Here is a 12,712-nt window from a genome sequence, read left to right on the forward strand (position 1 = left end):
CTCGAGCGGCCACGGCACGTTCGAACCCGGACCGTCCGGACCGTCGCTCCAGTCGGGGACATCGGGGAGTGGTGGCTCGATCGACTTCGCCGCACTCGCCGCCTGGGCCGGAGCCCAGCAGGTCAGCCAGCCCGACGCGCCGGCCGGAACCCCCACCGGAAACGCCAAGCCGAAACGCTGACGCGGCCAGCCGGCGCTCAGCGTGCAGGCCCGGCGCCGATCCGATACACCGCCGACTTCGTCCGCAGCACCAGGTCGTCGCCGACCACCGCAGGCGAGGCCATGCAGCCGGCGTCGAGACGGTTCTCGGCGAGCACGGTAAACGCCCCGGGGTCGGCGGCGAAGACCACGGTCGTACCATCCTCGTCGGCGGCGTAGATCCGACCACCGCTCTCGACCAGCGACGCCGAATGGCGCCCCGTGCGCCGATGCGTCCAGGTCGGCTCGCCGGTCGTGAGATCGACGCAGCTGAAGATCCCGGTGTCGCTGACCATATACATGTGATCGCCGACGACCACCTGGCCCGGGCGCGACGGCGCGCTCTTGGCGAGCTTCCAGGCGACATGCGACTTCGTCACGTCCCCCGAGCCGTCGGGGCGGACGGCCACTACCTGGTCGCCGGACTGCGTCGTGATCACGACCAGCCCGTGGGAAAACAGCGGGCGGATCGCGGCGTTGTAGCCGCCGTGGCGCACGGTCCACAGTTCCTTGCCCGTCCGCGGTTCGTAGGCGATCGTCGCCACGGCACCGGGGCTGACGAGCTGCTTGCGGCCGCCATCGTCAATCACCGTGGGCGTGCAGTACGCCTTCTTCATGTCGCCGTTGTCGGAGCCGTAGTCGATCGTCCGGTCGGTTTTCCACACCGTCTTCCCGGTGGCCCGGTCGAGGGCGACGACGTACTGCACGTCGAAGCCGTCGTAGTTGGCGATCAGCAGGTCCTCCCACGGGATCGGCGACGAGCCGGGGCCACGGTGATGGTCGCAGCGGAGATCCTGCCGTTTCCAGAGGATCGCGCCTGTCTTCGTGTCGAGGCAGGCGGTGCCGGCGCTGCCCCAGTGGGCGAACAGTCGCCCGTCGATCACGACCGGCGTGGGACTGGAGTGGCTGTTGTACTCGTGGCAAAAAGCCGGGTCGGCGATCTCGAACACGACGATGTCGTGGACCACCTTCCCGGTCGTGGCATCGAGGCCCACGACCGACAGACGCGTGCCGTCGGCCGGGGCGTTGGTGAGCCACACGATGCCGTCGGCCTCGATCGGGCTCGACCAGGCCTTCCCGGATAGCTCGGTTTTCCAGACGACGTTCTTCGTCTCACTCCACTCGACGGGCAGCTTCGCCGTGGCCGCGCGACCGTCTCCGGCCGGCCCGCGAAACTGATTCCACGAGTCGGCACCGGCATCAGGCAGTCCGGCGACGAGCCAGGCGACGGCGAGCAGCAACCGTTGTTTGGCGATCATCGAAGGCTCCAGCAGGAAGCGGTCGAAGTGAAACGAACGCACCGGTCGCGCCGAAGACGCCCGGGCCTCCAACGAACTGATGACGTCGTGGCCCCCGATCGAATCCGCCGCCGCCCAAGTGCCCTCCACCGCCCCCGCCCAGAAAACGCTCTTCGAATGACGCCGCACTCCGCCGATCGCGACCCCATCAGCGATCGCTGCTCACGCAGCGACGAGCGGCCGCAGTTCGTCGCGGTCGATGGCCGGCTGCCCGAGCGACGCGAGCAGCGCGAAGAGTTTGTCCGCGTCGAACCGCGCAGGATCCGTGATCTCGACGCCAATCGGCCGCCCGTCGGCGGCCCGATCAACGAGCAGGACGTCGTCGATCCGGTCGGTCCGCGCGGCCGTATCGCCCGCCAGTCGCGGCAAGTGAAGGTACGCCGCAATCGGCCGACCGTGTCGATACGTCACTTTCAAAAACACGCGCTTCACGGGTTCACCCGATATGCGGTGATCACGACGATCACCCGGTCTCGTTCATCCGGCTCGACGATCACTTCCCACGAATCGCCGTGGTGTACGGTAGCCACAATCCACCGGCCGTTGGTCGCCGTGGGCCGGATATCTTCCGCCGCCTGGCGCATCAGCCGCAGATCGACTTCCGTGAAACCTCTGTGAATCATCCGCTCCTCGACGTGCGGACTCAACTCCAGCTCAAAGTTCCACCAGTCGGGTGCATTTTCCAGCGTCATTTCGGCACCTACTTGGCGGCTGCGAGTTCCGCAGACGACCGAATTCGCAGCATGCCACCCACCGCTGCACCATCGGATCCCGAATGGACGCCTTGAATGACCTCCCTCCGCCCCTGGCGCGAGATCGCCGTGCCCCACCGCGACGTGCTTAAAGGCACGTTCCAGCAATCGGAGCTCGCCGCCGTTCGAACCGACCGACTTGCGAGACCTCCAGGATTACCGACCGCACCTCGCCCTGCCTGGCTGCATCCGCACGGCAGGGCACGGTCATCGCGGTCAGACCTGATACGACCGGAAGCCGCGGGAGACGAAGTACATCGTGTCGGCGCTGATCGTGAACTCTTTGCCGTAGGGGTCGTAGAGGTCGATCTTTCCGAGCTTCGAGTCAACCGCTTTCACCATGTAGACGTGCTGGCCACGGCGCTCGTTGTCCGTCACCTGGCGAATACCATCGCCGTCCCGGCTGAGGATCGACGGGCCGCTGAGTATCAGCGCGCGGCCAGACTGCCACTCGCGCAGCAGGCACTTGAACATCGCGCCGGCGTTGACGAACACGCTGGGGTCGGCTCTCCCGTCACGCACCGCGTCGGCCTTGCCGTTGGAGAAATACTGGCTGGGTGGCAGCCCCAGGGCAACCTCCTCGTCGATGCCGGCAGCCGAGCCATTGGCGATCGAGTCGTACGTTCCGCGCTGGTCGCGGTGAAACGCCCACGCTTTCTCGACGACCGAGACCCAGTTCACCCGATTGGTTCCCCGCCCCGCGTACGCCAGCCGGCCATCGGCGGGATCACGATGGAAGTCGGCATCGACCCGCACCACCGCATCGCTGCCGTCGGCGTGGTGGAAGTGGACCGCGAACGTCCCGTCCCCGAGATCGGTGACGAGCTGACGGATCCGATCGGGCGCCGTCTTCGCGATCGATGCCAAGGCCGACATGAAGTAGCAGTCTCCGACTCGGCCCTGTGCGACGTCGGTGAAGCGGGGCCCCGCGGCACCGAAGAGGGCGACCCGATCCTGCCGCACCACCGTCAGGCCGAGCGGATCATCCGCCTCACGCCGAACCGGATCGACGAGCTGCTGCCCATCGAGCTCGCGCGTGGGGGTCTGGGTGCGGACGACGACCCCCGAGCGCACCGTCACGGGCTGCGACACCGTCACGCCACCGATCGTGATCGGCACCATCACCGTCGTGTAGAGCGGCTCTTCGACGCGGTTCGTCGCGAACGCGGCCACGCGATGCACGTGCCCGAGGGCGGTTTCCTCGGCCGAGACGTCGCCGATCCGTTCCGTCGCCTCCGCATCGAGCCAGAACGTGTCACTTCCGGCCTGCCCCCAGAGGATGTCGCCCTGCCCACCGCCGACCGTGACGATCGTGTCGTCGCCATTTCCGCCCCCGATCCAGTCGGCACCGGTCCCCCCGACGATCCGGTCGTTGCCGTCGCCGCCGTAAATCGTGGCGGCGAGCGGGCTGTGATTGATGATCGAGTCCTGACCGCCGAAGGCGTCGACCCGCAGGCTGGCGAACGCGAAGGGCTGAATCGCGTTGTTGAACGTACGGGTGAGTACCGTCGCGTCGGTGCTGTCGCTGATCGTCACGCGGAGCGTGTCGAACGTCGTCTGCACCGGGCCGGGCACCGCCCGCGCCGGGTTCCACTCGATGACGATCCGGTCGTCACCGGTCGTTCCGGCGATGCCGAGGGTCCCACCAGCCACGCGTACATCCGCCGCCATCAGGAGGCGGCTCTCGAGCGCCTCGAGCCCGGTGTGTGTCGTCGTCGGCCGCCGGCCGTTCCGCGTCAGGTATCGCATGATCGTCGCCCCTTCGTGCCTGGAAGAAAAGTCGGCGGCCTCCACGCGGCGCCGACGAATGACAGCGAGAGCAAGTCGCGTGCCGGATCGGCTCGCATCGCCGGATCGGGATCGGCAGGGGCGTGCGATCGAGCGCATATGCCGGCCAGGAGCGGGCTTCGGAAACAAGCGGCATATCCGCGGCATATTCAATCCGCTCAGGCGACATGTGTACAATTCCGCTCCGACGGTGCAGTGTCTTGCGTGATACCCCCTCGCGCGTGGCAGCCATGATCCCGTTCGAGCAGTCAACCGCGGTCGTGGTGGGGATGGGGTTGCTGGCGATCGCCGCCGGGGCCTGGTTCGTTCATGCACGCGTCCGCACCGCCGCCGTCGCCTGCGCGCTGCTGGCGGCGCTGGCCGCCGGCGCCGACCTCGCCGATCGGCTGGTGGTGACCGACCGGGAGGCCGTCGAGGACCTGCTGCCACGGCTGGCCGCCGCTGCGGAGCGGCGTGACGCGGCCACGGTGCTCGCGTCGATCGATGCGACGATCCGCCCCCTGCGCGACGAGACCCAGGGGCTCCTCGACCGACTGTGCCCCACGGAAATCCGCATCACCAAGCTCGAGGTCGATGTGGATCGCAGCATCACGCCGCGGACGGCGACGGCCGAATTGCTGGTGCGCTACGTGGGCGATGTCGGCGGCCCCGGCAGCCCCGCCACCGGGCAGACGCTCGTGCCACTCGTGCTCCGCCTCCACAAGCCCGCCGGCCGCTGGCTCGTCACCGAGGCACGGATCGATGACGACGTGCCGCTCGGCGGCCGACGGCCCGCGCCGCGACCGGGCGGCTGACCCGGCCGCGGTGCCGGAGGCCGAACCGGGCATCACCCCGACCGGCTCCCGCCGTGCCATTCCCGGATCCGACGCGTCGCCGGAGCCGACACCGCCCGCGACCATCCTTCGGGCATGACCGCGACACTACCCTCCGCCTACACTCTGTCCCGTTCGCTCATCACAGGGGGCACCGCGATGGCCATCAAGCAACTTTCGCCGGACGAGGTCCGCGACTGGTCGGTCGAGAGGAAAGACCGCTGGTGGCTCGAGAACGTCTACCGCGGCGACATGCCGCAACTCACGCTCCGGGCGGCGCTCACCGGGTTCATCCTCGGCGGCGTCCTCTCGGCCACCAATCTGTACATCGGCGCCAAGACCGGCTGGACGCTCGGCGTCGGCCTGACGAGCGTGATCCTGGCGTTCGCCGCCTTCCGCCTCATGGCCCAGGCGGGGTTTCGCGACCTGACGATCCTGGAGAACAACGCCGCCCAGAGCGTCGCCACGGCGGCCGGCTACATGACCGGCCCGCTGATCTCGGGCATGGCCGCCTACATGTGGATCGAAAACACGATCATCACCTGGTGGCAGCTGCTGGCGTTCAACGTCGTCCTCTCGCTGCTCGGCGTCCTCGTCGCCTTTCCGATGAAGCGCCGGTTCATCAACGACGAGCAACTCCCCTTCCCCGAAGGCCGCGCCTGCGGGGTCGTCCTCGACGCGCTGTATGGCGACGGCGACGCGGCCGCTGACGGTGGCTCGGGGCGCGACGACGGGATGGCGAAGGCCAAGACCCTCGTCGCGGCGGCCGGGATCGCCGGCGCCCTCGAGTTTCTCAAGGGGGAGAACCTGATGGGGCTGCTGCAGAAGCCGTTTCGCGCGGCAGGCAGCGCCGTCTGGCACCTCCCCCACGCGCTCGACGACTGGTACCACGCGGCCGCCGACTCGGGATGGGTGCCGAAGCTCGCGCTTGCCGGTGTGCCGTTGCCGCAGCTCGGCCTCGTCTGCCTGCCCCTCGACATCGCGATGTTCGGCGCCGGGGGGCTGATGGGGCTGAAGGTGGCGGGCAACATGCTGCTCGGCATGCTCCTCAACTTCGCCGTCATCGTGCCGGCGATGATCGCGCTGGGGGCCATCGCCCCGAAAGCCGACGGCACGTTCAGCCGGACGCACGTCGTCAACACCTGGTCGCTGTGGTGGGGCATCACGCTGATGGTCGTGGCGTCGCTGGTGAGCTTGTTTTCCAAGCCGGAGATCTTCACCCGGGCGTTCGCCGCCCTCCGCCGCCGCGACGACGCCGCGCCGAGCGAGGACCGGCTGGCGGCGATCGAGCTGCCGATCCGCTGGTCGCTCGTCGGCGTGCCGCTCATCGGGGCGCTGGGGGCCTGGATGGCGCAGTCCTGGTTCGGCGTGCCGTTCGTCTACGGATTGGCCGCGGTGCCGCTGGTCGCCTTCCTGTCGGTGATCGCCGCGAGCAGCACCGGGCTGACGAGCATCACGCCGACCGGGTCGCTCTCCAAGATCCCGCAGTTCACGTTCGGAGCCCTCGACCCCAAGCATCCACCGACCAACTTGATGACCGCCGTGCTGTGCGTCGAGGTGGTGAGCAACGCCAGCAACCTGCTGATGGACATCAAGCCGGGCTACATGCTCGGCGCCAAACCGCGGCAGCAGGCGGTGGCGCACTGCATCGGGATCGTCGCCGGCGCGCTGGCGAGCACGCCGCTGTTCAACCTGCTGTTCCTCTCCGACTACCGGCCCGGGGCCAACGTCCAGGAGCTGATGGCGCCCGAGGGGGGCAAGTTCAGCTTCCCGTCGGCGCTCCAGTGGAAGGGGGTGTCGGAGCTGGTCTCGGCGGTGTTCGGCGGCGGGTCGCAGGACCTGCTCACCCCGTCGATCCAATACTCGATCGCGATCGCGGTGATCGCGGGGATCGTGCTCGAGATCCTCCGTATCCGTCGGCCGGCGAGCTTTCCCTTGAGCCCGCTGTCGATCGGCCTGGGCGTGATCCTGCCCCCGGACTCGACCGTGGCGATGTTCCTCGGAGCGGCGTTCTTCGCGGTCATGCACCGCCGCCATGCCGGGGCCGCCGACAGCGCCGGCCACCGCCTCTGGGTCGGGTCGCACGAGCCGATCTGTGCCGGCCTGATCGCCGGCGCGGCGCTGGTGGGGATCGCCGACATCCTCGTCAAGGTGTTCCTCGGCTGATCGGGCGGTGTCAGGAGAAGTCGTCGTCTCCAAGCCGCCCGACCGCATGACCGTCATCCACGAAGCCGGCTTCGCGATCGGGCCCTGGCCGCGTTCCCGGCCAGGTGGCGACGGCCATCGCCGCGACGTAGAGCCCGTAGAGCACGGCGAAGCCGACCAGGTCGCCCGGCTGCTCGAACGCCCCCTTCGGCATTACCAGCTTGAGGATCATCGCCACGTCGATGATCATCAGGAACAACAGCCCGAAGAACAGGATCACCACCTTCACCGCGCGGAACACGGCGCGGTGCCGCTGACGGCGGACGACCGCCAGCCCGGCGAGGAACCGGGCCATGAAGGCGACGATCGGCAGCGCGACGCCGAACACCTCGATCGGCCAGCGCTCGCGGGGCAGCAGCCACTGCGCGGCCCGGGGCACTCCCCACACCGCCAGCGGCAGCATGCCATCCCACACGAGCAGCCGGCGCAGCCAGTCGCTCACACGCCGATGTCCTCGTTCCACAGGTCGGGTCGCGCGGCGATCTGCCGGGCCCAGCCCGCAGTGTATCGTCAGGGTGAGTCCGCCGGATCGGCCGCGACGTCCCGTCTACGGAGCCCACCGATGCCCACCACCGAGGTCCCCTGGGTCGAGTGGTACGACAGCCTCGCCAAGCCGTCGTGGACCCCCGCGCCGCGGACGATCGGCACGATCTGGTCGATCCTCTATCCGGTGATCGTCGTCACGTTCGCGTTCGTGTTCGTGCAGGCGGCGCGGAGGAAGCTGCCGGCGCTCGTCGCCGTGCCGTTCGCGATCAACCTCGTGGCCAACCTCGTGTTCACGCCGATCCAGTTCGGCTGGCGCAACCTCCCCCTGGCAGCGGTCGACATCGTCGTCGTCCTCGGCTCGCTGGTGTGGATGATCGCGGCGGTGTGGCGGCACCACCCGTGGATCGCGCTGGCGCAGGTGCCGTATCTGGTCTGGGTGGCGATCGCCACCGTGCTCCAGCTCTCGATCACCTGGATGAACCGGGGGCGATAAGAGCCAAGCCGCCAGCGGCTGGTGTCACGAGGGGGGCAGACCGACGCCCAGATAGATCTCGGCCAGCGGCAGCGAGCAGCCGATCTCCGGCAACGGAATCGTCGCGTCGACGCCGGACCATACCTCCCGGCTGAAGCCGATCTCGGTACGACGATGGACGACCACCGCCGCCGTCTCCTGCTCGACAAGCACGTACACCAGCAGCGAATCGATCGACAGGTAGGCGTCGCGCTTCTCGTTTTCGTCGGTACGCCGCGTCGACTCGGAAAGCACCTCGATGACCACCACCGGGTGGTCGTTGAAAGTGTCCTGGGGTCGGTTCGGGGTACAGATCACCGAGGCATCGGGGTAATAGAATCGCGTGCTCGAGCCGCGGCGGATCCGGACCTTGGCGTCGGAGTTGAACACCCGACAGCGACTCCCGCGGAGCTGGGCGTGGAGCAACCCGGTGATGTTCGTGGCGATGAGGGCGTGGGCGTTCGATCCGCCAACCATCGAATAGATGACGCCGTCGACGAATTCGTGCTTCCGCTCCGCCCGGCTCTCACCGGCGAGGTATTCGTCGACAGTCAAGGCATCAAGCCGGGGCGCGGAGCTCATCCCGGTAGTGTAACACGCCCCGAACATCGTCCCGCCGGCTCGCGCGGCTGACGTGCTGGTCAACGCGGCGAAGCGCGCTCCTGTCGGGGGTCGGTGGCTTTCTCACAGCCTATCGCTCCCCCCGGTCGCCGTGTCGATACCACTTCGTCATACTGTCACCCCAGCTCGTGAGCCTCTTCCGGAAACGCCCCATGCATCGCCTGACGCTCCTCGTCGCGGTCGTCCTGTCAGCCGTGGGTGCCCTGACGTCGCTCGCCGCGGGCGGTGCCGACGGCGACACGCTGTTCGGTGGCACACGCGTCGTTCCGGTCGAGATCACGCTCGCCGCGGACGACTGGGAGAGCCTGCGGCGTGAGTCGCGCGACGCCGGGTTCCTGTTCAGCGCCGAGGCACCTCCCAAGTTCACCTGGCGGAAGGGGAGCGCCACGGTCGACGGGGTCGCCACCGACGGCGTCGGCCTGCGGAAGAAGGGACTGCTCGGCTCGCTCGATTCGGCACGGCCGTCGCTGATCGTCGACTACGGCAAGTACGGTGTGAAAAGCCCGTTCAGCGGCGTCGGCCGGCTGACGCTCAACAACAACAAGCAGGACGCCGCCTGCATCGGCCAATTCCTTGCCTACCGGTTGTTTGCCGCTGCCGGCGTGCCCACGCCGCGCGCGGGGTTCGCGGCCGTGACCGTCAATGGCTCAACGCTGGGGGTGTACACGATCGTCGAGTCGATCAAGAAGCCGTTCCTGCGTCGCGCTTTCGGCGCCGACGACGGCGGGCTCTACGAAGGCACCGTCGCCGACCTCGTGCCGGCGTCGCTCGGCAAACTCGAGGTCGAGACGCACGACCGCTTCCGCCCGACCCTCGACGCCCTCGCCGCGCTGCTCGACGGCTCCGGGCCGGTCGATCTCGAGCAACTCGGGCGGCTCGTCGACATCGACACGTTCATTTCCTACTGGGCGGTCGAGGCGCTGGCCGGTATCTGGGACGGCTACACCGCCAACCAAAACAACTATTTCGTCCACATCTCGACCGCCGACGGCCGGCTGCGGTTCATCCCCTGGGGCACCGATGCCGCGTTCACGTCACTCCCGGGACCGCTGATGTCGTTCAACCGCCGGGCCCCGCCGGCGATCCACGCCGAAGCGGCGCTGTCCAATCGGCTCGCCTTCACCCCCGGCCTGGTCGATCGCTACCGGAAGCGCCTCGAGGAGTTGCTGGCGACGGTGTGGCAGGAGCCGGAGCTGCTCGCCGAGGTCGATCGCGTCGAGGCACTGCTCACGCCCCACTTCTCCCCGGCCCAGGCGGGGGCACCGAAGGCGCTCGCTGCGATCCGCGATTTCATCCGCCGGCGCCGCGGCGAGATCGAAGGGGTGCTCGCCGCCTGGCCGCCGGCGCTCCCCGAGCGGCCCCGGCCGCCGCTCACGACCAAGCGGATCGGCACGATCGCGGGGACGTTCGCCACACGGCAGTCGCAGGCGGCCGACGAGGAGGCCGAGCCCGGGAAGGTCGATCTCACGGTCACGCTCCACGACGAGGCGGTGGCGTTCACGCCCGCCGACGTCCGCGCCTACCCGACTCCCCTTCCCGGCCCGGCCGGGCGCCCCGGCGGCCCCCCGCCGCCCCCTCCGAGCGGCACGTCCGGTGACGGCGATGACCGGGCGATCGGCGTCACCGTCACCGGAAAGCGCGACGACGGCACGCCGGTGACGCTGACGCTGTTCCTCGACCGCCGCCGCGTCCGCGACACGACGGCCGACGTCGAGACCGGCGGGATGCTCGCCATCGGCGGCGGCTTCTTCGGGGCTGGCCCGTTGCGCGTCGTCGGCGGCACCGTCGCCCTCACCGACCGGGGCGTCGAGCCGGGCGCGAAGCTGGCAGGATCGTTTTCGCTCACCGTCAACGAATCCAGCGGCGGCTTCGGCAACGCCGCCAAGCGGGTCAAGCCACCGAGCGCCGTCGGAGCTGAGGCTGCCCCGCATGACTGACGAAGTCGCGCTGAAGCACACCGCCTGCAACCGTGATTGTCCCGACGCCTGCGGGATCGTGGCGACCGTCGAAGCCGGGCGGATCACCCGGCTCGCCGGCGACCCCGACCATCCAGTCACGCAGGGCTTCCTCTGCCAGCGCACCGCCCGGTTCCTCGAGCGGCAGTATTCGCCCGATCGGCTGACGACGCCGCTGCGCCGGCGCGGCGACGGTTTCGAGCCGGTCGGCTGGGACGAAGCTCTCGACGAGATCGCCGATCACCTCGTGCGGATCCGCGCCGAGAGCGGTCCGGCGGCGATCCTCCACTACCGCTGCGGCGGCACGATGGGGCTCCTCGCCGAGGTCGTCGACCATTTCTTCGCCCGGTTCGGGCCGGTGACGGTGAAGAGCGGCGACGTCTGCACCGGTGCCGGTGATGCCGCCCAGGCGCTCGACTTCGGCGCCTCCGACAGCCACGACCTGTTCGACCTGCTCGAGTCGCGCACGATCCTGCTGTGGGGCAAGAACCTCCACGTGTCGAGCGTCCACCTGATCCCCGTCGTGCTCGAAGCGCGGAAGCGTGGGGCGACGCTCGTGTCGGTCGATCCGGTGTGCCACAAGACCGCGCGGATGTGCGACCTGTACGTCCAGCCGCGCCCCGGCGGCGACATCGCGCTGGCGCTCGGCGTGGCGCGGTGGCTGTTCGACCATGGCGCGGCCGATCCACACGCCGCCGAGTACTGCGACCACTTCCCGGAGTTCCGTGCGCGTGCCGAGTCGCGCTCGTACGCCGACTGGGCAATGCTTGCCGACGTGCCACCGACGTCCCTCGAAGCCCTGGCGCGGGCGTATGCAACCGGGCCGGCGGCCCTGCTCATCGGCTGGGGGATGCAGCGGCGCGAGCACGGCAGTGCCACGATCCGCGCCCTCGACGCGCTCGGGGCGATCTCCGGCAACGTCGGCATCCGCGGCGGTGGGATCTCCTACTACTTCAAGCGCCGCGGCGCGTTCGACCTGTCGTTCACGCGCTCGGCCGCGCCGCCGCCGCGCCGGCTCCCCGAAGCGCGGCTCGGGCCGGCGATCCTCGAGGCCCGCGACCCGGCGGTCCGCGCCGTCTGGATCACCGCCGCCAACCCCGTCGCGATGCTCCCCGAGTCGCAGGCCGTCGCCGCGGCGCTGGCCTCGCGGGAGCTGACGGTCGTCGTCGATTCGTTCCTCACCGACTCGGCGCGGCAAGCGCGGTTCGTCCTTCCGACGACCACGCTGCTGGAGGCCGACGACCTCCTCGGCGCCTACGGCCACCACTGGCTCGTCGAGTCGCGCCCCGTGGTCGCGCCCCCCGCCGGCGTGCGCGGCGACCTCGAGATCGTCGGCGCGCTCGCCCGGCGCGTCGGCCTGGCCGACGAGTTTTCCGCCGACGCCGACACCTGGAAGCGGCGGCTGCTGGCGCGCGTCGCCGACAAGGGCGCGAGCCTCGACGACCTGCGCCGCGGGCCGGTGCGCAATCCGCTGGCGCCGTCGATCACCACCCCCGACCGCCGCTTCGCCACACCGTCGGGCCGGGCCAACCTCGTCACCGAGTTGCCGCTCGATCCCCCCGCCGGCACGGCGCTGCGCCCGCTGCTGCTGATGGCGCTGGCCACCGAGCGCGCTCAGGCCTCGCAGTGGTCGCGTGCGGACCAAGCGGGCCCGGCGACGGCAATCGTCCATCCGGCGGCCGCGCCGGGATTCGCCGATGGCGATCTGGCGGAACTGGAGTCGGAGATCGCGAGCCTCGTGGTGCGGCTGCGCTTCGATTCCCGGCAGCGGACCGACGTGGTGCTGATGGAAAAAGGGGGCTGGCTGTCGGCGGGACGCTGTGCCAACGCCCTGGTCCGCGCCCGCGAGACCGACGACGGCGGCTGTGCGGTGTATCACGACACGCCCGTCCGACTCCTGCCGGCCCCGTGAGACCCGCGCTACCGACGCGCTCGAGCGACGCGATCTGCCCCTCGACGCCGGGACGTCGACCTCGGTTAGTCGACGCCGGGACGTCGACCTCGGTTAGTCGACGCCGGGACGTCGACCTCGGTTAGTCGACGCCGGGACGTCGACCTCGGTTAGTCGACGCCGGGACGTCGACCT

General features: G+C 69.6%; 11 protein-coding genes. 5 read left to right on the plus strand and 6 right to left on the minus strand.

From position 1 onward, the window contains the following. Nucleotides 1-197 precede the first annotated feature (197 nt). From FJ309_15940 to FJ309_15955, 4 genes are all read right to left on the minus strand, one after another. Nucleotides 198-1,457: a quinonprotein alcohol dehydrogenase gene (locus tag FJ309_15940; protein MBM3956074.1), complete on the minus strand. Its 1,260-nt coding sequence runs from the start codon at nucleotides 1,455-1,457 to the stop codon at nucleotides 198-200. A gap of 201 nt (nucleotides 1,458-1,658) precedes the next feature. Beyond that, nucleotides 1,659-1,928 (minus strand): hypothetical protein, encoded by a 270-nt coding sequence (locus tag FJ309_15945; protein ID MBM3956075.1) that lies wholly within the window; start codon nucleotides 1,926-1,928, stop codon nucleotides 1,659-1,661. Beyond that, nucleotides 1,925-2,188 carry a DUF4258 domain-containing protein gene (locus FJ309_15950; protein ID MBM3956076.1) on the minus strand — a complete coding sequence of 88 codons (264 nt, stop codon included), beginning with the start codon at nucleotides 2,186-2,188 and terminating at the stop codon, nucleotides 1,925-1,927. The genes FJ309_15945 and FJ309_15950 overlap by 4 nt, the downstream gene beginning before the upstream one ends. 276 nt (nucleotides 2,189-2,464) lie before the next feature. Then, the gene (locus FJ309_15955; protein ID MBM3956077.1) at nucleotides 2,465-3,997 is read right to left on the minus strand and encodes a hypothetical protein; all 1,533 of its coding nucleotides are present in this window, start codon (nucleotides 3,995-3,997) and stop codon (nucleotides 2,465-2,467) included. Nucleotides 3,998-4,266: 269 nt separating this feature from the next. On the opposite strand from FJ309_15955, the gene FJ309_15960 reads away from it, so the two are divergent. Then, nucleotides 4,267-4,830, plus strand: a complete 564-nt coding sequence (locus FJ309_15960; GenBank protein ID MBM3956078.1) for a hypothetical protein — start codon at nucleotides 4,267-4,269, stop codon at nucleotides 4,828-4,830. A 114-nt stretch (nucleotides 4,831-4,944) separates the two neighbouring features. Further along, complete coding sequence (locus FJ309_15965; protein MBM3956079.1) at nucleotides 4,945-7,014, plus strand: OPT family oligopeptide transporter; 2,070 nt, start codon at nucleotides 4,945-4,947, stop codon at nucleotides 7,012-7,014. Nucleotides 7,015-7,024: 10 nt separating this feature from the next. Here FJ309_15965 and FJ309_15970 read toward each other — a convergent pair whose 3' ends face one another. Beyond that, on the minus strand, nucleotides 7,025-7,495 hold the full coding sequence (locus tag FJ309_15970) for a hypothetical protein (GenBank protein ID MBM3956080.1): 471 nt from the start codon (nucleotides 7,493-7,495) through the stop codon (nucleotides 7,025-7,027). A 120-nt stretch (nucleotides 7,496-7,615) separates the two neighbouring features. Between FJ309_15970 and FJ309_15975 the strand changes: the two genes are divergently transcribed. Beyond that, a complete protein-coding gene (locus tag FJ309_15975; GenBank protein MBM3956081.1) occupies nucleotides 7,616-8,032 on the plus strand; it encodes a tryptophan-rich sensory protein in 417 nt (138 codons plus the stop codon). 24 nt (nucleotides 8,033-8,056) lie between these two features. On the opposite strand, the gene FJ309_15980 is transcribed toward FJ309_15975, so the two are convergent. Then, nucleotides 8,057-8,632: a Uma2 family endonuclease gene (locus FJ309_15980; GenBank protein MBM3956082.1), complete on the minus strand. Its 576-nt coding sequence runs from the start codon at nucleotides 8,630-8,632 to the stop codon at nucleotides 8,057-8,059. 191 nt (nucleotides 8,633-8,823) lie between these two features. Here FJ309_15980 and FJ309_15985 point away from each other — a divergent pair, with 191 nt between their 5' ends. Next, the gene (locus FJ309_15985) at nucleotides 8,824-10,608 is read left to right on the plus strand and encodes a hypothetical protein (GenBank protein MBM3956083.1); all 1,785 of its coding nucleotides are present in this window, start codon (nucleotides 8,824-8,826) and stop codon (nucleotides 10,606-10,608) included. After that, entirely contained in the window at nucleotides 10,601-12,538 is a 1,938-nt protein-coding gene (locus tag FJ309_15990; GenBank protein MBM3956084.1) for a molybdopterin-containing oxidoreductase catalytic subunit, read from the plus strand. Before FJ309_15985 ends, FJ309_15990 begins: the two co-directional genes overlap by 8 nt. Nucleotides 12,539-12,712: the final 174 nt, after the last annotated feature.

The sequence above is a fragment of the Planctomycetota bacterium genome, assembly GCA_016872555.1.
Classification (GTDB): Bacteria; Planctomycetota; Planctomycetia; order Pirellulales; family UBA1268; genus F1-20-MAGs016.

Bases quoted from the DNA above. Each gene is read 5' to 3' on its own strand.
- FJ309_15940 (MBM3956074.1), bottom strand. From the start codon at position 1,457: ATGATCGCCAAACAACGGTTGCTGCTCGCCGTCGCCTGGCTCGTCGCC.
- FJ309_15960 (MBM3956078.1), top strand. From the start codon at position 4,267: ATGATCCCGTTCGAGCAGTCAACCGCGGTCGTGGTGGGGATGGGGTTG.
- FJ309_15980 (MBM3956082.1), bottom strand. From the start codon at position 8,632: ATGAGCTCCGCGCCCCGGCTTGATGCCTTGACTGTCGACGAATACCTC.
- FJ309_15985 (MBM3956083.1), top strand. From the start codon at position 8,824: ATGCATCGCCTGACGCTCCTCGTCGCGGTCGTCCTGTCAGCCGTGGGT.
- FJ309_15975 (MBM3956081.1), top strand. From the start codon at position 7,616: ATGCCCACCACCGAGGTCCCCTGGGTCGAGTGGTACGACAGCCTCGCC.
- FJ309_15965 (MBM3956079.1), top strand. From the start codon at position 4,945: ATGACCGCGACACTACCCTCCGCCTACACTCTGTCCCGTTCGCTCATC.
- FJ309_15955 (MBM3956077.1), bottom strand. From the start codon at position 3,997: ATGCGATACCTGACGCGGAACGGCCGGCGGCCGACGACGACACACACC.
- FJ309_15990 (MBM3956084.1), top strand. From the start codon at position 10,601: ATGACTGACGAAGTCGCGCTGAAGCACACCGCCTGCAACCGTGATTGT.
- FJ309_15950 (MBM3956076.1), bottom strand. From the start codon at position 2,188: ATGACGCTGGAAAATGCACCCGACTGGTGGAACTTTGAGCTGGAGTTG.